Genomic DNA, 22,523 nt, shown 5'->3' with positions numbered 1-22,523 from the left:
GCGGCCGATTTGCCCGCCGCCCAGCTGATGTCCTTAGCCGGCGGAAGCACCGACGCGGGCGAGACCGTCGCGAGCTGGCTGGTACTTCGGATCGAGGCCGACGGCGTGACGATAGGACCGGGTGGCCTTCGCCTTGTCGCCGCGGCGTTCGTAGACGAGCGCCTGGTTGGCCCAGGATTCGGCAATGTTGCCGTTAAGCTCGATCGCGTGGTTGAAATCGGCAAAGGCGTTGTCGTTGTCGTTCAGTGCGATGTAGGAAATGCCGCGGCCATTATAGGGCTCGGGCGAATTCGGCGCGAGCGAGATCGCCTTCGAGAAATCGTCGATCGCCTTATCCTGCTGATTGCGCTTCTGATAGATCAGGCCACGATTGTGATAGGCACGGCCATCGGTGGTGCCAAGCTGGATCGCCTTGTCGAAATCGTTGAAGGCCTGATCATCCTGGCCGGCCGTGCGGTAGACATTGCCGCGGCCGATATAGGCGACGTCATAGCTCGGATTGATCTGCAACGCGGCATTGTAATCGCCGATCGCCTGGGCCTGCTGACCCATGTTGCGATAGACGAGGGCACGATTGGCGTAGGCCTGGAAAAACCGTGGATTGATCTGCAGCGCCGTATTGAAATCATTCAGAGCCGGACGGAACTGGCCGGCGCGGCCATAGGCGGAGCCACGGACATTGTAGCCTTCGGGATCCTTGGGATTGGCGTTGATAACCGCCGTCAGCGAGGCGATATTCTCTTCCGAGCCCTGCGCCTTGTCGATGCGGATCACCGCATCCGAGGTATTGGTCGTCTCGCAGCCGGCGAGGGCGAACATTGCCGCTAGCGCCAAAGCGGGCAGGAATGCGGTTTTCTGCAAGCGCAAAGCGCGGGACGGATTGAAGGTGTTGACAGCCATTCGGGCTCGATTTCCCCATGCGGCATATCCGGTGCGCGGATATGCGATCTTCAGCGGCAAACTAAAAAAGGCGGCGGCGAACCCATCGCCCCCGCCACAATGCATCTGAAAACGTCGAAAAAACGACGGCAACGCTCAGTGTGCGACCAGACCTTCGCGCTGGGCGCGCTTGCGGGCCAGCTTGCGAACGCGACGAACAGCCTCGGCCTTTTCGCGAGCACGCTTCTGCGACGGCTTCTCGTAGTAGTCACGCATCTTCATTTCGCGGAAAACGCCTTCGCGCTGCATCTTCTTCTTGAGAACGCGGAGAGCCTGATCAACATTGTTATCGCGGACAAGTACCTGCACGAGAATCACGTTCCTTTGGTTGGTTGATGCCGGCGGCGGCGCAGCGCCAGGGGCAAAAATATAACGTTCGCGCGGCCGCAGCCTTGCGATTGGTCATGCCAGATAGCAGATCGGGTTTAGGAAGTCCAGATGGATATGGGAAGCGGGGTGGAAAAATCCCGCTTGCCCTATCAGGTCAAGATCCGGCTCTGGCGCGACTTCGTCCAGCGCGGCGATCTCCTCCATGAGAGCGGTCCTGGCCCGGAGGCGATCGTTTACCCGGATGCATGCGCGAATGGCATTTGGACCGAAAGCGGCGTAGCCTATCGGCAGGTGCGAGCCGTTCTGCCGGCCGTCGAGGGAACACCCGGTGAGATCATGACGCGCGTCCAGCAAATCGGTGTCGCTATCGGCCTGGCGATCGTGGCTCTGCTGACGATCCTGCGGGCAGGCGATCCCGCGATTTTCAAGCTGATCCGCGGCGTGACTTTCGACGAATATCAGCGTCTGGTTCCGAGGACCTTCGAGCCGATGCCGGTCCGCGTGATCGACATCGACGAGGCCTCGTTACGGGAATTCGGTCAATGGCCATGGCCGCGGGACCGTTTGGCCCTGCTGGTGGACCGGCTTTCGCAGATGGGCGCTTCGGCCATCGCCTTCGATATTCTTTTCGCCGAGCCGGACCGGCTGTCGCCGCGCAATGTTGTCAGCGAGGTTGCAGGCGTCGATCCTTCCCTTGCCGAGAAACTGCCTGATAATGACGAAATATTCGCCCGCTCGATTGCCGGCAAGCCCGTCGTACTCGGCTTCGGCCTTTCCAACGAGGGCCATTATCGGCCGCCTGTGAAGGCGGGTTTCGCCTTCACAGGCGAAAGCCCTGTCTCGGCTCCTCCCTATCTCGGCGCCTCGACGCCGCTCAGGCCGCAATTGGAGGCCAATGCGGCGGGGCTCGGCCATATCAGCCTCAACCCCGGCAACCCCTCGCCGGTGGTGCGGGCGGTTCCGCTGTTCCTGACCGACGGCGAGCAGCTCTATCCAAATCTCGCCATCGAGGCCCTGCGCGTCGCCCAGGGGGCGTCGACCTATGTGCTATCAGGCGCGCCCGATCGCGCCGGCATTATGACATCGGCGAAGATCGGCGATTTCGTCGTGCCGCTGACGGCGGCGGGCGAACTCTGGCTTTATGTCAGCCCCGACCGGGCTGAGCGGTACATATCCGCCCGGCAGATGCTTGCGGCCGAAGGGGCTTCTCCCGAGGTCGCGGCTGCCATTAACGGCAGCATCGTCTTCGTCGGCACATCGGCGGCCGGGCTCCAGGACATCCGCGTCACGGCGCTCGGCGAGAACGTTCCTGGCGTTTCGCTGCATGCGCAGGCCGTCGAGCAGATCCTCTCCGGCCATTTCCTGTCGCGGCCCGACTGGGCGGACGGGCTGGAAATCCTTGTCATCGCGGTGCTCGGATGCCTTCTCGTCGTGGTGACGACCTTCGTCAGCCCGGCCGTCGCGCTGATCTGCGGCCTGTTGATTACGGCAATGGCGCTCGTGGCATCCTGGGTGTCGTTTCTTTATGCGGGGCTTCTTTTCGATCCGCTGGCGCCGATTGTCAGCGGATCAATCATCCATTTTGCCGCGACCTCATTCCGGATCCTGGTGATCGACCGGGAACGGCGGGCGGTGCGGCGCGCCTTCGGGCATTATCTTTCGCCATCGCTGCTCCATCGCATCGAGCATACCCGCGATGCATTGCGCCTCGGCGGCGACGACCGTGAACTGACGGTCATGTTCGTCGATGTCAGGAACTTCACCGAGATCAGCGAGCGGCTGGCACCGACGGATGTCGTCGCATTCCTGAACACGTTGCTCGATGCGCTGAGCCGCCATGTGGTGGCCAATGAAGGTACGCTCGACAAGTTCATCGGCGATTCGATCATGGCGTTCTGGAATGCGCCCATCGATGTGCCCGATCATCAAACCAAGGCGGTCCGCGCAGCGCTTGCCATGCGTGAAACCCTGGCCGAGTTGAACGCCGGCGACGCTTTCGGCTTCGGACCCGGACAACAGGTCGGGATCGGCATCGGCATCCACACCGGCCTCGCCTGCGTCGGCAATATGGGCGCCAAAACGCGCTTCAACTATTCGGCGGTCGGTGATGCCGTCAACGTCGCGGCGCGGCTGGAATCATGCTGCAAGGAAGTCGGCTTCGACATTCTGATATCCGACAGCACGGCAAGGTCGGTGCAGGGAATGGCGCTGATCGAGGCTGGCGCCATTCCGCTCAAAGGAAAGAGCATCCGAACGCAGATCCTTGCCGTTGTCGGCGACGAACGCGTTGCCACATCGGCCGAATTTTCAGCCCTTGTTGTCGCCCACCAGCAGCTGATGCAGGCCCTGCTTGCGCATTCGAAGAACACCCGCAAGCTTGTCGGCGCAGCAAAGCTCAGGGCGGCGGGGGTGATCGACGGCCTGGCGGAATTCTATCGGCGGGTATCCGGCAGGACCGATCATTTTCGCGAGGTGAGTGATCGGTTCGAGAAGAGCGCGGCCGACTGAACGGGTCAGCGGTTGCGATTGAAACCCCAGCCCCCGTCGTGATGCCGATCCCTGTCGTAATCGTGATCGCCATCGTGATTGCCATCGCGGTCGTGTCCTTGATGATCCTGGTCATTCCCGTGATGCTGGTCGTGGTTCCCGGGCCGGTCGTGATCATCATGACCATCATGCTTGTCGGGACGATCGGGCCTGTCATGATGCGGCCTGTCGTGATCTGGCCTGTCATGATCTGGCTTGTCGTGATGCGGCTTGTCCGGCTTGTTCGGCCGCTCCTTCTGCGGCTCGGCCTGCCTCTGCGGCGGATCCTGCCTTTTGGGAACTGGCGCAATCGCCGGCGGAGGCGGTTTTCTGTCTTTTCTTTCCGGCGCGGCTGACGCCATATTGCAGCCGCCGATCATGCCGATGCCGCCTGAAAGCCGCTGATTGCCGGAGAGAAAGGGGAGCGCGCGGGGATTTCCGAGCGTATCGAGAATGCTGGGATCGACCCGGCGTGCCGCCGACATATTGCCGTTCGGCTTGGCCACCACGCAATCGCAGCGTTGCTGCAACTGCCGGCAGCCGCCCGGGCCGCAAAACCGAGCCGCGCCATTCAACAGGACGACGGCGGTCGTGCCATCAGGGCCGACGTAGAAATCGAAAGCGGTGCCGCGCACCCCGATCGTGCCGGCGGGCGTCAGGATCTGGTAGGCTGAGGAGTTGGAACTGCCGCTCACCCAGCGGAACGTACCCTTTGCCGCTCTGATGGTCAGTTTCTTGACCGATTGGGAATCATCGAAGACATATTTGTCGATCACGACCGACGAGCCCCAGCCCACTGCGAGCTTCGTGCCGTCACGGAACAGGAACTGGCCAAGTCCCGATGGGGATGTCTTGATGCGTTCGTTGCGATGGACGCTGGTGTCGACTTCGATCGGGCCGCTCTCTCCCGTCACCTCCGTCTTGATGACGACAGCTTGGCCGACCGGCTCGGCGGCGAGTGCCGGTTGCGCGCCAACAACCACAATGCAAAACGCCTGGAGTAATGAACGCCGACCCCACATGATACAGGAACCCCGGAAACATAAGGTGAATTAACATTTTAGTAACTGGTTGTCTTCTCGCCCACTTGGGCTAGGACCGGGCGGCTGGCCGAGGAAAGGTCAGCTTTGCCTTATCCCGCCGAACGGCTTTCGCAAGCAGCGCACGATGTCGTCTGAAAACCGCGCCGTTTTCGCCATCATGTCGCTTAGTGTCAAAAGCAAAGCTCTCGCGCGTCGCAAAACAACCGTTGTGCCGCATTTGGATTTGCGATTTGTATGGGCGCGGAGAACAGCCCTTTCCTGAAGGAGAAGAAGGCGGATGCGGAAATATTCGGTTTTTGCCGTGGCGAGGGAGGCCCTTCGTGGCCACAAGGGCTGGGAGAAGCAGTGGACTTCGCCGGAGCCGCGCGCCGAATATGATGTCATCATCATCGGCGCCGGCGGCCACGGGCTGGGTGCTGCCTACTATCTCGCCAAGGAGCACGGCATCACCAATGTGGCGGTGATCGAGAAAGGCTGGCTCGGCGGCGGCAATACCGGGCGCAACACCACCATTATCCGCTCGAATTATCTCTACGAAGAGAGCATGCACATTTACGAGCATTCGATGAAGCTCTGGGAAGGGCTTTCCCAGGAGCTCAACTACAACGTGATGTATTCGCCGCGCGGCGTGATGATGCTCTCGCACAATATTCACGACCAGCAGTCGTTCAAGCGGCATATCCATGCCAACCGGCTCTACGGCATCGACAATGAATGGCTGACGCCGGAGCAGGCGAAGGCCTATTGTCCGCCGCTCGATATCTCGGCCAGCGCACGTTATCCGATCAACGGGGCAGCGCTGCAGCGGCGCGGCGGCACGGCGCGGCACGACGCGGTCGCCTGGGGTTATGCGCGCGCAGCCTCAGACCGCGGGGTGCACATCATCCAGAATTGCGAAGTGACCGGCATCCGCCGCGGCCCCGATGGGCGCGTGACCGGGGTCGAGACCTCGCGCGGCTTCATCGGCGCCAAGAAAGTCGCCGTGTCGGCGGCCGGCCATACGACGACAATCATGAAGATGGCCGATGTACGCGTGCCGCTGCAATCGAGCCCGCTGCAGGCCCTGGTCTCCGAGCCGTTGAAGCCGATCTTTCCGTGTGTCGTCATGTCGAACACGGTGCATGCCTATATCTCCCAGTCCGACAAGGGAGAGCTCGTCATCGGTGCCGGCACCGACCAGTATAATTCCTATTCACAGACCGGCGGCTTGCAGATCATCACCCACACGCTCGACGCCATCTGCGAGCTTTTCCCGATGTTCCGCCGCGTCAAGATGATGCGGCAATGGGGCGGCATCGTCGACAATACGCCGGATCGTTCGGCGATCCAGTCGAAGACGCCTGTTCCCGGGCTCTACGTCAATTGCGGCTGGGGAACCGGCGGGTTCAAAGCGACGCCGGGCTCGGCCAATCTCTTCGCGCATCTGATTGCTCGCGATGAGCCGCACAAATTCAATGCCGGGCTGACACTGGAGCGTTTCCGCAGTGGCCGGCTGATCGACGAGGCGGCGGCGGCGGCGGTGGCGCACTGATGACGAATATCATGACTGAGATTTTGTGGGGCGTGCCATCCTCGCTTCCCACTCGGATGCTCGCTCCTTTCGTCGCTCACCCCCTCATCCGCCTTTCAGGCACCTTCTTCCCGCTGGGGAGAAGGGGAGGAGAAGGAAATCACACATGCTGCTGATCCATTGCCCTTACTGTCAGGAAGAGCGCTCGGAGCTTGAGTTCCGCGGTGCCGGTGACGCGCATATCGTGCGGCCCGCCGATATCGCCTCGATCTCGGACGAGGAGTTCGAGGCCTATTTCTTTATGCGCGACAATCCGAAGGGGCTGATCTTCGAACGCTGGCGGCACATCCATGGCTGCGGGCGCTTCTTCAACGCGGCGCGCGATACGGTGAGCGACAAGTTCATCGTGACTTACAAGGCGGGTGAACCGAAGCCTGAGATCGGTGCGGCGGCCCAGCAGCATGCGCCTGTCGAGACATATGAAGCCGTGGAAGGAGAGGCGCAATGAGCGGCGTGAACCGTATCGTCGGCAAGGGGCGCCTGACACCGGCCAAAACAGCGCGCTTCAGCTTCGACGGCAAGACCTATACGGCGCTCGAAGGCGATACCGTCGCCTCGGCGCTGATCGCCAACGGTGTGCATCTCGTCGGCCGTTCGTTCAAATATCACCGGGCCCGCGGCATTCTGTCGGCAGGGGCCGAGGAGCCGAATGCGCTGATCGACGTTGCCCGCGATACGGCGCGCAAGCAGCCGAACGTGCGCGCCACCGTGCAGGAAGTTTTCGACGGCATGATCGTCACCTCGCAGAACCGTTGGCCGTCGCTTGCCTTCGACGTCGGCGCGGTCAACAACCTGATGTCGCCGTTCTTCGCCGCCGGTTTCTACTACAAGACCTTCATGTGGCCGCGTGCCGCCTGGAAACATGTCTACGAACCGATCATTCGTCGCGCCGCTGGTCTCGGCGTCGCGCCGACGGAAGAGGATCCCGATCATTATGCCAGCCGCTATGCCCATTGCGACGTGCTGGTGGTTGGCGCCGGCCTTGCCGGGCTTTCAGCGGCGCTGGCCGCTGCCGAGAGCGGCGCCAGGGTGATCCTGTGCGACGAGCAGGCGGAAGCGGGCGGGGCGTTGCGTTACGATACCGGCGTGACGATCGACGGACAGGACGGCAATAGCTGGGCGCAGAAGGCCGTGACTCGCCTGAAGGCTATGGACAATGTCGAAGTGCTGGTCCGCACGACCGCCTTCGGCTACTACAACCACAATTTCGTCGGTCTTGCCGAGCGCGTCACCGATCATATCGCCAAGCCTTCCCGCGATCTGCCGCGCGAGCGGTTATGGCAGGTCCGGGCCAAGCGGGTGATCCTGGCCACCGGCGCGATCGAGCGGCACATGGTATTTCCGAACAACGACCGGCCGGGCATCATGCTGGCCTCGGCGGGGCGGATGTATCTCAATCACTACGGCGTCGCCGTCGGGACCAAGGTCGGCATCTACACGGCGCATGATTCGGCCTATGAGGCCGCTTTCGATCTGAAACGATCCGGTGTGTCGATCGCCGCCATCGTCGATAGCAGGCAGGCGCCGGGAGCGGCGGTGCTGGAAGAGGCGCGAGCGCTCGGCATCGATGTTCTGGCCGGCCAGTCGGTCGTCAACACGTCGGGACGGCTGCGCATCTCATCGATGACGGTGGCGCGCAACGGCGGTGGTTCGCCGCGCAAGATCGCGGTCGATGCGCTGCTGGTTTCGGCCGGCTGGACGCCGTCGGTGCATATGTTTTCGCAGTCGCGCGGCAAAGTGGCCTTCGATGCCGAAAGCCAACGTTTCCTGCCCGGCTCCTATGCGCAGGACTGCCTCTCGGTCGGCGCCTGCAACGGCACCGACGACCTGCAGCGGACGATCGAAGAATCGCTTGCCGCCGGCGAGCTGATGGCGCAGGCCACCGGCGGAAGCAGCGGCGAGAAGATCGCAATTTCGGCCGAGCAGGCCTATGACTGGACAGGCGGCATGATCGGCGCTGCCGAAGGCGCCGGACCGAAGACCAATGCCAAGGCCTTCATCGATTTCCAGCACGACGTCTGCGCCAAGGATATCCGCCTTGCCGTGCGCGAGGGCATGCATTCGATCGAGCATATCAAGCGCTTCACGACCAACGGCATGGCCTCCGACCAGGGCAAGCTCTCCAACATGCACGGCCTGGCGATCGCCGCCGAAATGCTTGGCAAGGAAATCCCGCAAGTCGGGCTCACCACTTTCCGTGCGCCCTATACACCGGTCACCTACGGCACGCTGATCGGCCATTCGCGCGGAGAGCTGTTCGATCCGACGCGCAAGACGCCGCTGCACGACTGGGAAGAAGCCCACGGCGCGGTCTTCGAGGATGTCGGCAACTGGAAGCGCGCCTGGTTCTATCCGCGGGCGGGCGAGACCATGCATGAGGCGGTCGGCCGCGAATGCCGGACGGCACGCGAGGCGGCAGGCATCTTCGATGCCTCGACGCTCGGCAAGATCGAGGTGGTGGGGCCGGATGCGGCGAAGTTCCTCAACCTCATCTATACCAATGCCTGGGACACGCTGAAGCCCGGCAAGGCCCGCTACGGCATCATGACCCGCGAAGACGGCTTCGTTTATGACGACGGCGTCGTCGGACGGCTGGCAGACGACCGTTTCCATGTGACGACGACGACAGGCGGTGCGCCGCGCGTTCTCCATCACATGGAAGATTATCTGCAGACGGAATTCCCGGATCTGAAGGTATGGCTGACCTCGGTGACCGAGCAATGGGCTGTCATTGCCGTGCAGGGACCGAAGGCGCGCGACATCGTCGCGCCGCTGGTCGAGGGGCTCGATCTTTCGAACGAAGCCTTCCCGCATATGAGCGTTGCCGAGTGCACGGTCTGTGGCGTGCCAGCACGGCTTTTCCGCGTCTCCTTCACCGGTGAAACCGGCTTCGAAATCAACGTGCCGGCCGATTACGGCCAGTCGGTGCTCGAAGCGGTCTGGGCCAATGCCGAGCCGCTCGGCGTCTGCGTCTACGGCACCGAGACGATGCATGTGCTTCGCGCCGAGAAGGGTTACATCATCGTCGGCCAGGATACCGATGGGACCGTAACTCCCGATGACGCCGGACTTTCTTGGGCGGTCTCGAAGAAAAAGACGGATTTTGTCGGCATCCGCGGGCTGAAGCGGCCGGACCTCGTCAAGGATGGGCGCAAGCAGCTCGTCGGCCTTATCACCAACGACCCGAAGCTGGTGCTCGAAGAAGGCGCGCAGATTGTCGCAAGCCCGAACGAGCCGAAGCCGATGACCATGCTTGGTCACGTCACATCGGCCTACTGGTCGGATAATTGCGGCAGGTCGATCGCCTTCGCGCTCGTCGCCGGCGGCCGGGCGCGGATGGGCGAGACGCTCTATGTGCCGATGGCGGACCGGACGATCGCCGTCGAATTGACGGATATGGTGTTCTTTGACAAGGAAGGAGGCCGCATCCATGGCTGATGTTGCAATTCGCAAACCGGCGCTTGCCGGCCGTCTCGGCGGTTCCGCAACGGTGCGGCTGACGACCGCACCCACTGCAAGCCGGGTGGCGCTGCGCGCCCCGGCGGAATCGCTTGCCGCGCTTTCCTCGGCGCTCGGTCTATCCGTGCCGACCGCCCCGAAAACATCGGTCCGGGCCGGCGCCCGATCGGTGCTCTGGATCGGGCCAGACGAATGGCTGGTGATCGACGAGGACGGCGCCGATCTGATGACAGTGCTTTCGCGCGTGGGCGCCGTGCATTCGGCGACCGACGTTTCTCACCGCAATCTCGCGATCATCGTCTCGGGGCCGGGTGCGGAAAAGACGCTTGCCGCCGGCTGCCCGCAAGATCTGTCGTTGTCTTCTTTTCCGGTCGGAGCCGCGTCGCGCACGATCCTCGGCAAGGCGGAGATCGTGCTTCTGCGCACGGAAGAAGACACGTTCCGGGTGGAGTGCTGGCGGTCGTTTTCGGATTTCGTCTTCGGGCTGCTCAACGAGGCGGCTCATGACGCCGGCCATTGAGCCCGTACGGATCCCGGCTTCGTAAGTCTCATTCAAGGGATAGGTGAATGCTGCACCATGCCTCCCTCGGCGTTTCCGATATCGAGCGGTCAGCGGCATTTTACGATGCCGCCCTTGGTGCCCTCGGCTATGTCAGGGTCTGGGATGACATGAGGCCGGGGCAGACGGGACAGGCGGTCGGCTACGGCCTTCCCGGCGGCGGAGACAAACTGGCGATCAAACATCGGCCGGATGGCCAGCGTCCGGCCGGCCCGGGTTTTCATCTGGCCTTTGCCGCCCCGAGCCGCCAGGCGGTCGATCAGTTCCATGTCGCGGCAATCGCACATGGCGGCGGTGACAATGGTGGTCCAGGCTTGCGCGCCCACTACGGCGAACACTATTATGCGGCGTTCGTGATGGATCCGGACGGGCACGCACTCGAAGCCGTCTGCAATTCGGCCGAGTAACAAGCCGCGTTTCGCTCAAACGTCCTCGGGACGGTCCTTGGGGTCGAATTGGATAATGGTGATCCATTTTGCCGTCAGCGCCGGCTTCTTCTCGTTTTCGATTTCGATCGAAACGTCATAGGTGGTCATCAGCATGCCGGCGCCGCGGAAGCGGGCGTCGGAAAGCAGGAAGCGACCACGGACGCGGGCGCCGCTTTTCACCGGCGTCATGAAGCGGACGCGATCGAAACCGTAATTGATGCCCATGGTCTGCTCGCGCACTTTCGGCAGGCAATTGTAGTTCAGCGTCGACAGCAGAGATAGCGTCAGGAAACCGTGGGCGATGGTGCCGCCGAAAGGGCTCTCCGCCGCCGCGCGCTCAGGATCCACATGAATGAACTGATGGTCGTCGGTTGCCCCTGCAAAAGCGTCGATCATCGTCTGGTCGACGGTGATCCAATCCGAAAGGCCCGTTTCCATGCCGATCAATCCCCGCACGTCGGAGAGTGAAATTTCCGTGACCATAAATTCCTCGTGAAACAAGCCGCCGGCCCAAGCCTTATCGTGCATTTGTGACGATTGCGACAAGGATTTGCGCAAGCGAGAGGCGGCGGTCAATTTTCTACGAAAAAGGCGACGGACCGCGGCTCGACGGTTGCGCGGTCGCCGATTTTCTTCGCGCCCTCCGGTGTCAACTGGCGCCAGCCCGGCTCGGCCCCGGACGGCAGCGTGAAAAATTGGCGATCCCCCGAACGGTTGAAAAGCACGGCAAGCCGGGTCTGCCTGCCGCGCAAGGAGCGGTCGCCGGTCGACAGCAGCATGCCGAGCGTGGAAAGCGACGGCGTCTCCCATTCGACAACCGTCATCGGCTCGCCGGAGAGCGAAATCCATTCGACATCGCCGTTTCCTGACAGCAATCCCGTTTCGGAGAAGGCGGTGAAGCGGCGACGCAGGCCTGCGACGAAGGCGGTATGGGCGACCAGACCTTCGTCCAGCGCCTTCCAATCCAGCCAGGTGATCTCGTTGTCCTGGCAATAGGCGTTGTTGTTGCCGTGCTGGCTGCGGCCGCCCTCGTCGCCCGCCGTCAGCATGATGCTGCCGCGGGTGGCAAACAGCGTCGATATCAGCGCCGTCACATCGTCCCGGCGGCGCTTGCGGATCGTCGGATAGACGGTTTCTCCCTCGACGCCGCCATTCCACGAGTGGTTCTCGTTGTGGCCATCACGATTGTGTTCGCCATTGGCGTCATTGTGCTTTCCGGCGTAGGAGACGAGATCTGTCAGCGTGAAGCCGTCATGGGCGGCGAGGAAGTTGACGCTACGCGTCTGCCTGCCGTCGTTGCGGGAGAAGATGTCGGAGGAGCCGGCGAGTGCGGTCGCCAGCGCGCCGGTCTTCCAATCGTCGCCGCGCCAGTAGCAGCGCAGATCGTCACGAACACGATCGTTCCATTCGAGGAAGGAGCTGGGGAAATTGCCGAGCTGATAACCGCCCGGGCCGATATCCCAGGGTTCGGCAATCATGATGCGGTCGGCAAGCACTTTGTCGGCGAGGATCGCGGCAAGCGTTCCGCCGTCGCGCTCGAAGCCTGTCGCGGTGCGGCCGAGAACCGGGGCAAGATCGAAGCGAAAGCCATCGACGCCGGCGTTCAACACGAAATGGCGTAGGCTATCAATGATGAGACGCCGGACCTCTGGATGGTCGCAGGCGAGCGTATTGCCGGTACCGGTGTCGTTGACGAGCTCGTTAGGGCTGCTGTGGGCGTGGCGATAATAATGCAGGTTGTCGAGACCGCGCAGCGATAGCGTCGCGCCGTAACGGTCGCTCTCGCCGGTATGGTTGAAGACGAGATCGAGGATGACGGCGATGCCTTCGGCATGGAGGGCCGCGACCGTCTGGCGCAGCTCGGCCATGCCGCCGGGGGCGAGCCGCGGATCGAGCGCCATGAAGGCGACGGGATTGTAGCCCCAGCCATTGGTGAGGCCGAGCGGCGGCAGGTGGCGTTCGTCGATCCAGGCGGTTATCGGCATCAGCTCGACGGCATCGACACCGATCCGCTTCAGATGGGCGATGACGGAGGGATGGGCAAGGGCAGCGACCGTGCCGCGCTCGGCCTCCGGCACGTCGGGATGGAGAATGGTGAAGGGCCGTACCGCCACTTCATAAATAAAGCCGCCCGGTTTGAAGAGCGGCTTGCGGATTTCGGCAGGCGTATCGGTGGTGACGATCGCCTTCGGCATCAGATCCTGGCTATCCTCGCCATAGATGCCGAGGCGGGGATCGTAGCGGAACGGCCTATCGATTTCCTTGGCGTAGGGATCGATCAGCAGTTTGGAGGGATCGTACCAGAGGCCGTTGTCAGGGGCGTAGATACCGTCGGCACGATAGCCGTAGCGAGCCCCCGCCTTCAGCCCGTCGACAAAGAGACGGTGGGTGTAGTTGCTGTCGCGCGCCATCGGCAAGCGCGCGAACTCCCTGTTGCCGTCATCCTCGAAGAGGCAGAGTTCGATTTGTGCGGCATGATGCGACCACACGCCAAATTCGACGCCGGTCTCGAAGACGATCGCGCCGCTTTGCGCCGAACTGTTCCCCCGCATGTTCCCCCCGGATCAGGTGATCACGGTTGGCGCATCGCGTCCCGTGCGTTCACGAATGCTGGCAATGCTTTCGGCGGCCGCAATCAGATCGGCGAGCGCTTCCTGCGTTTCGATGTTGTGGCGAGTCGAATCCGGCTCGTAGCGCTCGATATAGACACGCAAGGTTGCGCCAGACGTGCCGGTGCCGGACAGGCGGAAGACGACGCGGGAGCCGCCTTCGAAGAGCACGCGGACACCCTGATGCTCGCTCACCGATTTGTCGATAGGGTCGTGATAGGCGAAGTCGTCAGCCTTTTCGACCTTCAGGCTGCCGAAGCTCTTGCCGGGCAGGGTGGAAAGCTGGCTGCGGAGATTGTCCACAAGGCCGTTCGCCGCATCGGTGTCGAGACCTTCGTAGTCATGGCGCGAATAATAATTGCGGCCGTAGGTCTGCCAGTGCTGGGTGACGATATCGGCGACGCTCTCGCCGCGCACGGCAAGAATGTTCAGCCACAGCAGCACGGCCCAGAGGCCGTCCTTTTCGCGGACGTGACTGGAGCCGGTGCCGGAGCTTTCCTCACCGCAGATCGTCGCCATGCCGGCGTCGAGCAGGTTGCCGAAGAACTTCCATCCGGTCGGCGTTTCGTACATGCCGATGCCGCGCTTTTCAGCGACACGATCGGCCGCGCCCGATGTCGGCATCGAGCGGGCGATGCCGGCAAGGCCGCCGGAATAGCCGGGAGCGAGATTGGCGTTGGCGGCCAGAATCGCCAGGCTGTCGGAGGGCGTGACGAAGATGCCGCGGCCGATAATCAGATTGCGGTCGCCGTCGCCATCGGACGCGGCGCCGAAATCGGGCGCGTCATCGCCCATCATCTCATCGAAGAGTTCTTTGCAGTGAACCGGGTTGGGGTCCGGATGATGGCCGCCGAAATCCGGCAGCGGCATGAAGTTGCGCACCGATCCCAAGGGAGCGCCAAGGCGATTTTCGAAGATTTCCTTGGCATAGGGGCCGGTGACGGCGCTCATCCCATCGAAGGCAATGCGGAAGCCGAGGCTGATCAGGTTGCGGATGGCGCCGAAATCGAACAGCTCTTCCATCAGCGCGGCATAGTCCTCGACCGGGTCGATGACCGACAGGATCGTGCCGCCGGGAAGCTCATCCTTGCCGATGCGGTCGAGATTGACGTCGGCGAAATCGGCGATCTTGTAGCTGTCGATCGTCTTGGAGCGTGCATAAATCGCGTCGGTGATCTTTTCCGGCGCCGGGCCGCCATTGTTGATGTTGTATTTGATCCCGAAATCTTCGGTCGGACCGCCGGGATTGTGGCTGGCGGAAAGAATGATGCCGCCGAAAGCCTTGTACTTGCGGATGATGTGGGAGGCGGCCGGCGTCGACAGAATGCCGCCTTTGCCGACCATGACCTTGCCGAAGCCGTTGGCGGCGGCCATCTTGATCGCCTTCTGGATGACTTCGCGATTGTAGTAGCGTCCGTCGCCGCCGATGACGAGGCACTTGCCCTGAAAGCCTTCCAGTGAATCGAAGATCGACTGGATGAAGTTCTCCGCATAGTTCGGCTGCTGGAACACCGGAACCTTCTTGCGCAGGCCCGACGTCCCGGGCTTCTGGTCCAGATAGGGCGTGGTGGGTACAGACTTGTTCATTTTAGTTCACATGCCTTTCGAGACGAGGCTTGAATAGAGGGCAGCGTAGCGTTCGGCGCTCTTCTCCCAGGAGACATCCGATTTCATGCCTTGCTTTTGCAATTGGGTCCAGAGTTTCCGGTCCGCGTAAAAATGCATTGCACGGCGGATTGCCTGTAGCATGCCCGTTTCCGTCACAGGTGAGAATTGTATGCCGGTTGCCACTTTCGCCGCAAGTGCGGCGTGATTGGCGTCGATCACCGTGTCATTCAGTCCGCCGGTGCGGGCGACGATCGGCACGCAGCCATAACGCAGGCCGTAAAGCTGGGTCAGGCCGCAGGGTTCGAAGCGCGAAGGGATGATGATCGCATCGCAGCCGGCCTGCATCAGATGCGACATCGGCTCGTTATAGCCGATCGAGACGCCGATGCGGCCGGGATGGCGGGCGGCGGCGGCCAGCAACGCGCCTTCAAGTGCCGCTTCGCCGGAGCCGAGCACAACGAGCTTGCCGCCCATGGCAACAATCTCGTCGGCGACGTTGGCGACGATATCCATGCCCTTCTGCCAGGTGAGACGGCTGATGACGCAGAAAATCGGGGCGTCGTCATTGTCGAGATGGAAGAATTCGGCGATCGAGCGACGGTTCTCCTCGCGGTTCTTCAGCGTCGTCGCGCCGTAATGGGTGTGGACGACGGGATCGGTCGCCGGGTTCCAGATATCGGTGTCGACGCCGTTGACGATGCCGTGCAGATTGTCGATGTGGCTGGCAATGACGCCCTCGAGCCCCATGCCGAATTCCGGCGTCAGAATCTCGTCGGCATAGGTCGGGCTGACCGTCGTAATCGCATGGGCGGTCTGCAGGCCACCCTTGAGGAAACCGACAGTTCCGTAATATTCGATGCTGTCGGTGGCGAAGGCATGGGCGGGCAGGCGCAGGCCGGGAAAGATCTCGGACCCGAACTGGCCCTGGAAGGCGATATTGTGGATGGTCAGCACGCTCGGCAGTTCCGGCGTCGGATAATAGCGCATGTAGACCGAGGTCAGCGCCGCCTGCCAGTCGTGGGTATGGACGAGATCCGGCCGCCAGCCGGGCAGCAGGCCGGCGGCGATCTCGGAGGCGGCGAGCGATAGAGCGGCGAAACGCCGCCAGTTGTCGGGATAGTCCTTGCCGAGCGGATCGACGTAGGGGCCGCCCGGCCTGTCGTAATAGGCCGGCGCATCGAGAATGAGCAGATCGAGGCCCTCGTGCTGGACCTCAAGTACGGTCGCCGGCTCACCGAGCAGGTCGGGGAGTTCGAGCATGACGACCGGGTCGCGAATGACCTTCATGACGGCGGGATAGCCGGGCAGAAGGGTCTTGGTCTCGACGCCGAAGGCTTGCAGAGCAATCGGCAGGGCGCCTGACACATCGGCCAGGCCCCCTGTCTTGATCAAAGGGAAGACTTCGGATGAAACCGAAAGAACTTTCATAAGTCAGATATCCAGCTTGTCGATCATCGGTTGGGTGATCAGGCAGATGCCGCTTTCCGTCCGCCGGAAGCGCTTGGCGTCGAGTTTCGGATCTTCACCGACGACCAGGCCTTCCGGAATGACGACACCATGGTCGATCACCACATCCTTGAGCTGCGCCCGCCGTCCGATCTTCACGTTCGGCAGGATGACCGCTCCTTCCAATTTGGAGAAGGAGTTGGCCCTGACACCGGTAAAGAGCAGGCTGTTGTTGAGGCTGGCGCCGGAGATGATGCAGTCGCCTGAGACAACGGAGGAGGTGGCCGAGCCGCGGCGATCCTCGTCGTCGTGGACGAATTTCGCCGGCGGGGTGATCTCGGCATAGGTCCAGATCGGCCAGGACTTGTCGTAGATATCAAGCTCCGGAACGATCGCCGTCAGGTCGATATTGGCCTGCCAATAGGCGTCGATCGTGCCGACGTCGCGCCAATAGGGCTCGTGCTCGAAATCGGAACGGACGCAGGACTTGGCGAAACGGTGGGCGACTGCCTTACCGTTGTTGACAATATAGGGGATGATGTCCTTGCCGAAGTCGCGGCTGGAGTTCGGGTCGGCGGCGTCGCGGCGCAGCGCATCGAGCAGGAACTTGGTGTGGAAGACATAGATGCCCATCGAGGCGAGGGCGAAATCCGGCTTGTCGGGAATGGGCGGCGGATCGGCCGGCTTCTCGACGAAGGCGATGATCTCGTCTTTCTCGTTGACATGCATGACGCCGAAGCCGGTCGCCTCCATGCGTGGCACTTCCAGGCAGCCGATGGTGACGTCGGCGCCGGAATCGACGTGCTGCTGCAGCATCCATTCATAGTCCATCTTGTAGACGTGGTCGCCGGCGAGAATGACCATGTATTCGACACCATAGTCCTCGATGATGTCGATGTTCTGATAGACGGCGTCGGCTGTGCCTTCATACCACTGCGTTTCCGAAACGCGCTGGCTGGCAGGCAGGATGTCGAAGCTCTCGTTGCGCTCAGGGCGGAAGAAGTTCCAGCCGCGCTGCATGTGGCGGATCAGCGAATGCGCTTTGTATTGCGTGGCAACCCCGATGCGGCGGATGCCGGAATTCAGGGCGTTCGACAGGGCGAAATCGATGATGCGGGCCTTACCGCCGAAATAGACGGCCGGCTTGGCACGCCGGTCGGTGAGTTCCTTAAGACGGCTCCCCCTGCCGCCGGCCAGAACATAAGCCATTGCATCGCGGGCAAGTGGCTGAACGCGCTTCTCTACCATTTTCTCCTCCCACCAGTCACTAATTTTCAGGTTCAAGCATGATTGTCGCCAAGGGCGGCAAGGTGATCGAGCAGGTGATGTCGCCGCCGGCATCGACGGCCTGCACGCGCCCGCCATTGCCCTTGCCGCTGCCGCCATAGATGTCGGCATCGGTGTTCAGGATTTCCCGCCAGCGGCCTGCGGAGGGCAGGCGGATCGTGTAGTTCTCGCGGTAGACGGGGGTAAAATTGGTGATGACGGCGACCGGCTTTTGGCCCGGCGACTTGCGCAGCCAGGCAAAGACCGAGTTCTGGTGGTCGTCGGCGACGAGCCATTCAAAACCTTCGCCCTCGCAATCGCGTTCATGCAACGCCGGCTTGCTGCGGTAGGTGAAATTGAGATCGCGCACCAGGCGCCGCATGCCCTCATGCATGCGATACTGCAGCAGGTTCCAATCGAGCGACTTCTCCTCGCTCCACTCGCTCCACTGGGCGAATTCCTGGCCCATGAACAGCAGCTTCTTGCCGGGATAGCCCCACATATAGGCGTAGTAGGCGCGCAGATTGGCGAATTTCTGCCAGTCATCGCCCGGCATCTTTGCGATCAGCGAGCCTTTGCCATGGACAACCTCGTCATGCGAGAGCGGCAGGACGAAATTTTCGGAATAGGCATAGAGCAGGCCGAAGGTAAGCTCGTTGTGATGGTGTCCGCGGTATATGGGATCGCGGCTCATGTAGCTCAGCGTGTCGTGCATGAAGCCCATATTCCACTTGAAGCCGAAGCCGAGGCCGCCTTCATGGACCGGCTGCGAGACCTTCGGCCAGGAGGTCGATTCCTCGGCGATGGTCATGACGTTGGAATGATTGCCGTAGATGTAGATGTTGAGGTCCTGCAGAAAGCGAACCGCTTCGAGGTTTTCGTTGCCGCCATATTCGTTCGGGATCCATTCGCCGTGTTTGCGCGAATAATCGAGATAGAGCATCGAGGCGACGGCATCGACGCGCAGACCGTCGAGATGGAATTTCTCGGCCCAGTAGAGCGCGTTGTTGACGAGATAGGAAACGACCTCGGTACGGCCGAAATTGTAGATCGCCGTGCTCCAGTCCGGGTGGAAGCCCTTGCGCGGGTCTTCGTGCTCGTAGAGTGCCGTGCCGTCGAACCAGCCGAGGCCGTGCTCGTCGGTCGGGAAATGCGCTGGCACCCAGTCGAGGATGACGCCGATGCCGACCTTGTGGCAGCCGTTGACGAAACGGGCGAAACCCTCCGGCTCGCCGAAACGAGCGGTCGGTGCGTAGAGACCTGTCGTCTGGTAACCCCAGGAGGGGTCGTAGGGGTGCTCGGTGATCGGCAGGAATTCGATATGGGTGAAGCCCATGTCGTCGCAATAAGGGATGAGGCTGGAGGCGAGCTCGTCCCAGGAAAGCATCGTGCCATCGTCCCGGCGCCGCCATGAGGCGGCATGCACCTCGTAGATCGAGATCGGCTGGCGGCGCTTGTCGGTCTCGCGCCAGTGCTTCAGATGAGCTTCGTCATCCCACTCCTGTTCCAGATCGGCAGCGGTGATAGAGGCGGTCTTCGGTCGGAGCTCGCTGCGGCGGGCGAAGGGATCGGCCTTCAGCGGCAGCAGCACGCCGTCCTGGCCGCGGATTTCGAACTTGTAGGCAACGCCGATCGGTACGTCTGGGGCGAAGATTTCCCAGATGCCGCTATCGGAGCGGAAGCGCATGACGTGGCGACGGCCATCCCAATTGTTGAAATCACCGACGACGGAGACGCGCTGCGCATTCGGAGCCCAGACGGCGAAATGGATGCCCTGGGCGCCATCATGCTTGATGAGGTGGGCGCCCATCTTGTCGAACAGGCGCAGGTGTGAGCCTTGGCGGGCAAAATAATCGTCCATCGGCCCGAGCACCGGACCGAAGCTGTAGGGATCGGTGACAGCCCATTCGGCATCGCCGCGCCGGGCGCGGTAACGCACCGGCTGGAGCTTGGTGAGGGAAACCAGGCCGGCGAAGACGCCGTCGGCATGGAGCTGTTTCAGTTCGCCGATGACGCCGCCGTCGAGCGTCATCGCGGTGACTTCCTCGGCACCCGGGATGAAGCACCGGGCGACGAAGGCATCGCCTGCCTGGTGTGCACCTAGGACGGCAAAGGGATTGGAATGCGAGCCGGCAAGGATCGCCGCGATTTCATCTGCCGAAATTTCCCAGGAAAGCTTTACCTCAGGGACGGTTTTCGGCGTTTTCATCCGGCTCTCCAGATTTCGTCTGCATATTGCCTGATCGTACGGTCGGAAGAGAACCAGCCCATCCGCGCCGTGTTGTTGATTGTCTTGGTGTACCAGGCGGACTGGTCGGTCCAAATCTGATCGACTTCGCGCTGCGCCTGGGCATAGGCGTCGAAATCGGCAGCGACCATGAACCAGTCGTGCGAATAGATGCCGTCGATCAGCGCCGTGTAACGGTTGCGGTCATCGGGCGAGAAGACGCCGGAGCTGATGGCAGCGAGCGCCTGGGCGAGTTCGCGCGAGCCCTCGATGATGGCGCGGGGATTGTGACCATCGCTGCGGACCTTTGAGACCTCGTCGGCCTTGAGGCCGAAGATAACGATGTTGTCCTCGCCGACATTGTCGCGCATCTCGACGTTGGCGCCATCGAGCGTGCCGATGGTCAGCGCACCGTTCAAGCCGAACTTCATGTTGCCGGTACCGGACGCTTCCATGCCGGCGGTCGATATCTGTTCGGAGAGGTCGGCGGCCGGAACCATGACTTCGGCGAGCGAGACATTGTAATTCGGCACGAAGACGATCTTCAGCAGGCCGCGCACCGACGGATCATTGTTGATCGTGCGGGAGACGTCGTTGATCAGTTTGATGATCAGCTTGGCGTTGTAATAACTCGGCGCCGCCTTGCCGGCGAAGAGTTTCACGCGCGGCACCCAGTCGAGCTCGGGATGCGAGCGGATCTGGTCGTAGAGCGCGACGGCTTCGATGATGTTCAGCAGCTGACGCTTGTATTCATGGATGCGCTTGATCTGGATGTCGAATATCGCCGACGGATCGAGCTTCACGCCCATGCGGCTGGCGACCAGGTTGGAGAGCGCCACCTTGTTCGCCCGCTTTACCGCTGCGAACTTCTCCTGGAAGCTCGGATCCGAAGCATGCGCCTCGAGCGGGCGCAGCTTCTCGGCGTCGTCGAGGAATTCGTCGCCGATCGCCTCGCGGATCAGGCCGGTGAGACCGGGATTGCACTGCTGCAGCCAGCGGCGCGGCGTGATGCCGTTGGTCTTGTTGTTGATGCGATTGGGATAGAGTTTATGCAGGTCGGCAAAGACCGTGACCTTCATCAGGTCGGTGTGCAGGGCAGAGACGCCGTTGATCGAATGCGAGCCGACGAAAGCAAGGTTACCCATGCGCACGCGGCGGTCGCCACTTTCATCGATCAGCGAGATCGAGCGGATTTCCCCGTCGGAGAAGTTTTTGCCTTTGCGCGCGTCGATCAGAATCTTGGCGTTGATCGCATAGATGATCTGCATGTGGCGCGGCAGCAGACGCTCGAACAGCGGCACCGCCCAGCTTTCCAGCGCTTCCGGCAGAAGCGTGTGGTTGGTGTAGGAGAAGGTCCGGCGGGTGATATCCCAGGCCTGGTCGAAATCCATCCCGTGTACATCACAGAGCAGACGCACGAGTTCGGCGACCGAGACGGCGGGATGGGTGTCGTTCAGCTGGATCGCTACCTTGTCCGGCAGCGAAGTGAAATCGTCATATTGTTGCAGATGACGGCGCAGGATGTCCTGCAGCGAGGCTGAGGAGAAGAAGAATTCCTGGCGCAGGCGCAGTTCCTGGCCGGCCGGGGTGGCGTCGGCAGGATAGAGGACCCGGGTCAGGCTTTCGGCCTTGTTGCTTTCGCGCAGCGCCCCGATGTGGTCGCCGGCATTGAAGGCATCGAGCAGGATCGGATCGATCGGCTGCGCCGACCAGAGGCGCAAGGTGTTGACGCGCTTGCCGCGCCAGCCGACGGCCGGCGTATCGAAGGCGGCGGCGATGACGCGCTCGGCCGGTTTCCAGACGTAACGCGGCTGGTCGTCATGGGTTGTGATGAACTCGACGGCACCGCCGAAGCCGATTTCATAGGCGCTCTCGCGGCGCTCGAACTCCCAGGGATTGCCGTGGGCGAGCCAGTTTTCCGGCAGTTCCACCTGCCAGCCGTCGGCCAGCTGCTGGCGGAAGAGGCCGTGGACATAGCGGATGCCGTAACCATAGGCGGGGACGTCGACCGTCGCCATGCTCTCCATGAAACAGGCTGCCAGACGGCCGAGACCGCCATTGCCGAGGGCGGCATCCGGCTCGAGGCCGGCAATGACGTTGACGTCGACGCCGAGCGAGGCGAGCGCATCGCGCACCTCCTCCATCAGGCCGAGGTTCGAGACAGCATCGCGCATCAGACGGCCGATCAGGAACTCGAGGGAAAGATAATAGACGCGCTTGGCGCCGGTCGCATAAACTTCGCGGGTGGAGGCCATCCATCTGTCGATGATGCGGTCGCGCACCACCAGGATCGTTGCCGTCAGCCAGTCATGCGGTTTTGCCACCTTGGCATCCTTGCCGATGCGGTAGGTCAGTCGTTCGATGATTTCTTCGGCGAGAATTTCCGGCTTTGAGCTGCGCGGGGCGGGGGAGGGGATAACCGGCTTGGAAACGGTGTTCATTGTTAGGTCTCGCCAATTTTAATTTGGTTTCAGGATGTTATGCCTGATCTAATCGATTTGTCGCTCGCATCG

Annotated in this window: 16 protein-coding genes; 6 read left to right on the top strand and 10 right to left on the bottom strand. The window is 62.0% G+C overall.

Features of this window, described 5'->3' with window-relative positions; all coding sequences use genetic code 11:
- Nucleotides 1–33: 33 nt before the first annotated feature.
- Complete coding sequence (locus tag HJB89_RS16170; protein ID WP_207581804.1) at nucleotides 34–900, bottom strand: tetratricopeptide repeat protein; 867 nt, start codon at nucleotides 898–900, stop codon at nucleotides 34–36.
- Between the two features lie 135 nt (nucleotides 901–1,035).
- The gene (rpsU, locus tag HJB89_RS16165) at nucleotides 1,036–1,248 is read right to left on the bottom strand and encodes a 30S ribosomal protein S21 (RefSeq protein WP_207581803.1); all 213 of its coding nucleotides are present in this window, start codon (nucleotides 1,246–1,248) and stop codon (nucleotides 1,036–1,038) included.
- A gap of 357 nt (nucleotides 1,249–1,605) precedes the next feature.
- Between rpsU and HJB89_RS16160 the strand changes: the two genes are divergently transcribed.
- The gene (locus HJB89_RS16160; protein ID WP_221150233.1) at nucleotides 1,606–3,777 is read left to right on the top strand and encodes a CHASE2 domain-containing protein; all 2,172 of its coding nucleotides are present in this window, start codon (nucleotides 1,606–1,608) and stop codon (nucleotides 3,775–3,777) included.
- A gap of 5 nt (nucleotides 3,778–3,782) precedes the next feature.
- Here HJB89_RS16160 and HJB89_RS16155 read toward each other — a convergent pair whose 3' ends face one another.
- Complete coding sequence (locus HJB89_RS16155) at nucleotides 3,783–4,817, bottom strand: FecR domain-containing protein (protein WP_207581802.1); 1,035 nt, start codon at nucleotides 4,815–4,817, stop codon at nucleotides 3,783–3,785.
- A gap of 298 nt (nucleotides 4,818–5,115) precedes the next feature.
- Between HJB89_RS16155 and HJB89_RS16150 the strand changes: the two genes are divergently transcribed.
- The 5 genes from HJB89_RS16150 to HJB89_RS16130 all read left to right on the top strand — a co-directional run bounded on the left by HJB89_RS16150 (nucleotide 5,116) and on the right by HJB89_RS16130 (nucleotide 10,833).
- On the top strand, nucleotides 5,116–6,369 hold the full coding sequence (locus tag HJB89_RS16150) for a sarcosine oxidase subunit beta family protein (protein WP_207581801.1): 1,254 nt from the start codon (nucleotides 5,116–5,118) through the stop codon (nucleotides 6,367–6,369).
- A 145-nt stretch (nucleotides 6,370–6,514) separates the two neighbouring features.
- A complete protein-coding gene (locus HJB89_RS16145; protein ID WP_207581800.1) occupies nucleotides 6,515–6,856 on the top strand; it encodes a sarcosine oxidase subunit delta in 342 nt (113 codons plus the stop codon).
- Complete coding sequence (locus HJB89_RS16140) at nucleotides 6,853–9,846, top strand: sarcosine oxidase subunit alpha (protein WP_221150196.1); 2,994 nt, start codon at nucleotides 6,853–6,855, stop codon at nucleotides 9,844–9,846. The genes HJB89_RS16145 and HJB89_RS16140 overlap by 4 nt, the downstream gene beginning before the upstream one ends.
- Nucleotides 9,839–10,387: a sarcosine oxidase subunit gamma gene (locus HJB89_RS16135; RefSeq protein ID WP_207581798.1), complete on the top strand. Its 549-nt coding sequence runs from the start codon at nucleotides 9,839–9,841 to the stop codon at nucleotides 10,385–10,387. The genes HJB89_RS16140 and HJB89_RS16135 overlap by 8 nt, the downstream gene beginning before the upstream one ends.
- Nucleotides 10,388–10,434: 47 nt before the next feature.
- The gene (locus HJB89_RS16130; RefSeq protein ID WP_207581797.1) at nucleotides 10,435–10,833 is read left to right on the top strand and encodes a VOC family protein; all 399 of its coding nucleotides are present in this window, start codon (nucleotides 10,435–10,437) and stop codon (nucleotides 10,831–10,833) included.
- A 15-nt stretch (nucleotides 10,834–10,848) separates the two neighbouring features.
- Here the strand turns inward: HJB89_RS16130 and HJB89_RS16125 are convergent, their stop codons facing one another.
- The 7 genes from HJB89_RS16125 to HJB89_RS16095 form a co-directional block, all read right to left on the bottom strand.
- Nucleotides 10,849–11,337: a MaoC family dehydratase gene (locus tag HJB89_RS16125; protein WP_207581796.1), complete on the bottom strand. Its 489-nt coding sequence runs from the start codon at nucleotides 11,335–11,337 to the stop codon at nucleotides 10,849–10,851.
- Nucleotides 11,338–11,426: 89 nt separating this feature from the next.
- Complete coding sequence (gene glgX, locus HJB89_RS16120; RefSeq protein WP_221116625.1) at nucleotides 11,427–13,406, bottom strand: glycogen debranching protein GlgX; 1,980 nt, start codon at nucleotides 13,404–13,406, stop codon at nucleotides 11,427–11,429.
- A 12-nt stretch (nucleotides 13,407–13,418) separates the two neighbouring features.
- Complete coding sequence (locus tag HJB89_RS16115) at nucleotides 13,419–15,050, bottom strand: alpha-D-glucose phosphate-specific phosphoglucomutase (protein ID WP_207581794.1); 1,632 nt, start codon at nucleotides 15,048–15,050, stop codon at nucleotides 13,419–13,421.
- A gap of 6 nt (nucleotides 15,051–15,056) precedes the next feature.
- Entirely contained in the window at nucleotides 15,057–16,499 is a 1,443-nt protein-coding gene (glgA, locus tag HJB89_RS16110; protein ID WP_207581793.1) for a glycogen synthase GlgA, read from the bottom strand.
- Between the two features lie 3 nt (nucleotides 16,500–16,502).
- Nucleotides 16,503–17,765 (bottom strand): glucose-1-phosphate adenylyltransferase, encoded by a 1,263-nt coding sequence (glgC, locus tag HJB89_RS16105; RefSeq protein ID WP_207581792.1) that lies wholly within the window; start codon nucleotides 17,763–17,765, stop codon nucleotides 16,503–16,505.
- Nucleotides 17,766–17,784: 19 nt separating this feature from the next.
- Nucleotides 17,785–19,992 carry a 1,4-alpha-glucan branching protein GlgB gene (glgB, locus tag HJB89_RS16100; protein ID WP_221150195.1) on the bottom strand — a complete coding sequence of 736 codons (2,208 nt, stop codon included), beginning with the start codon at nucleotides 19,990–19,992 and terminating at the stop codon, nucleotides 17,785–17,787.
- A complete protein-coding gene (locus HJB89_RS16095) occupies nucleotides 19,989–22,451 on the bottom strand; it encodes a glycogen/starch/alpha-glucan phosphorylase (RefSeq protein WP_207581790.1) in 2,463 nt (820 codons plus the stop codon). The genes glgB and HJB89_RS16095 overlap by 4 nt, the downstream gene beginning before the upstream one ends.
- Nucleotides 22,452–22,523 lie beyond the last annotated feature (72 nt).

It is taken from the genome of Rhizobium sp. NZLR8, assembly GCF_019685025.1.
Classification (GTDB): Bacteria; Pseudomonadota; Alphaproteobacteria; order Rhizobiales; family Rhizobiaceae; genus Rhizobium.
Note: the sequence above shows the minus strand (reverse complement) of the source record. Positions and strands in the feature narration are given on the sequence as shown.

What these genes read in the sequence shown, in the direction of transcription:
- HJB89_RS16155 (WP_207581802.1), bottom strand. Translation starts at nt 4,817, where the DNA reads ATGTGGGGTCGGCGTTCATTACTCCAGGCGTTTTGCATTGTGGTTGTT.
- HJB89_RS16150 (WP_207581801.1), top strand. Translation starts at nt 5,116, where the DNA reads ATGCGGAAATATTCGGTTTTTGCCGTGGCGAGGGAGGCCCTTCGTGGC.
- glgA (WP_207581793.1), bottom strand. Translation starts at nt 16,499, where the DNA reads ATGAAAGTTCTTTCGGTTTCATCCGAAGTCTTCCCTTTGATCAAGACA.
- HJB89_RS16125 (WP_207581796.1), bottom strand. Translation starts at nt 11,337, where the DNA reads ATGGTCACGGAAATTTCACTCTCCGACGTGCGGGGATTGATCGGCATG.
- glgX (WP_221116625.1), bottom strand. Translation starts at nt 13,406, where the DNA reads ATGCGGGGGAACAGTTCGGCGCAAAGCGGCGCGATCGTCTTCGAGACC.
- HJB89_RS16135 (WP_207581798.1), top strand. Translation starts at nt 9,839, where the DNA reads ATGGCTGATGTTGCAATTCGCAAACCGGCGCTTGCCGGCCGTCTCGGC.
- HJB89_RS16115 (WP_207581794.1), bottom strand. Translation starts at nt 15,050, where the DNA reads ATGAACAAGTCTGTACCCACCACGCCCTATCTGGACCAGAAGCCCGGG.
- glgB (WP_221150195.1), bottom strand. Translation starts at nt 19,992, where the DNA reads ATGAAAACGCCGAAAACCGTCCCTGAGGTAAAGCTTTCCTGGGAAATT.
- HJB89_RS16145 (WP_207581800.1), top strand. Translation starts at nt 6,515, where the DNA reads ATGCTGCTGATCCATTGCCCTTACTGTCAGGAAGAGCGCTCGGAGCTT.
- glgC (WP_207581792.1), bottom strand. Translation starts at nt 17,765, where the DNA reads ATGGTAGAGAAGCGCGTTCAGCCACTTGCCCGCGATGCAATGGCTTAT.
- HJB89_RS16170 (WP_207581804.1), bottom strand. Translation starts at nt 900, where the DNA reads ATGGCTGTCAACACCTTCAATCCGTCCCGCGCTTTGCGCTTGCAGAAA.
- HJB89_RS16160 (WP_221150233.1), top strand. Translation starts at nt 1,606, where the DNA reads ATGACGCGCGTCCAGCAAATCGGTGTCGCTATCGGCCTGGCGATCGTG.
- HJB89_RS16095 (WP_207581790.1), bottom strand. Translation starts at nt 22,451, where the DNA reads ATGAACACCGTTTCCAAGCCGGTTATCCCCTCCCCCGCCCCGCGCAGC.
- HJB89_RS16140 (WP_221150196.1), top strand. Translation starts at nt 6,853, where the DNA reads ATGAGCGGCGTGAACCGTATCGTCGGCAAGGGGCGCCTGACACCGGCC.
- HJB89_RS16130 (WP_207581797.1), top strand. Translation starts at nt 10,435, where the DNA reads ATGCTGCACCATGCCTCCCTCGGCGTTTCCGATATCGAGCGGTCAGCG.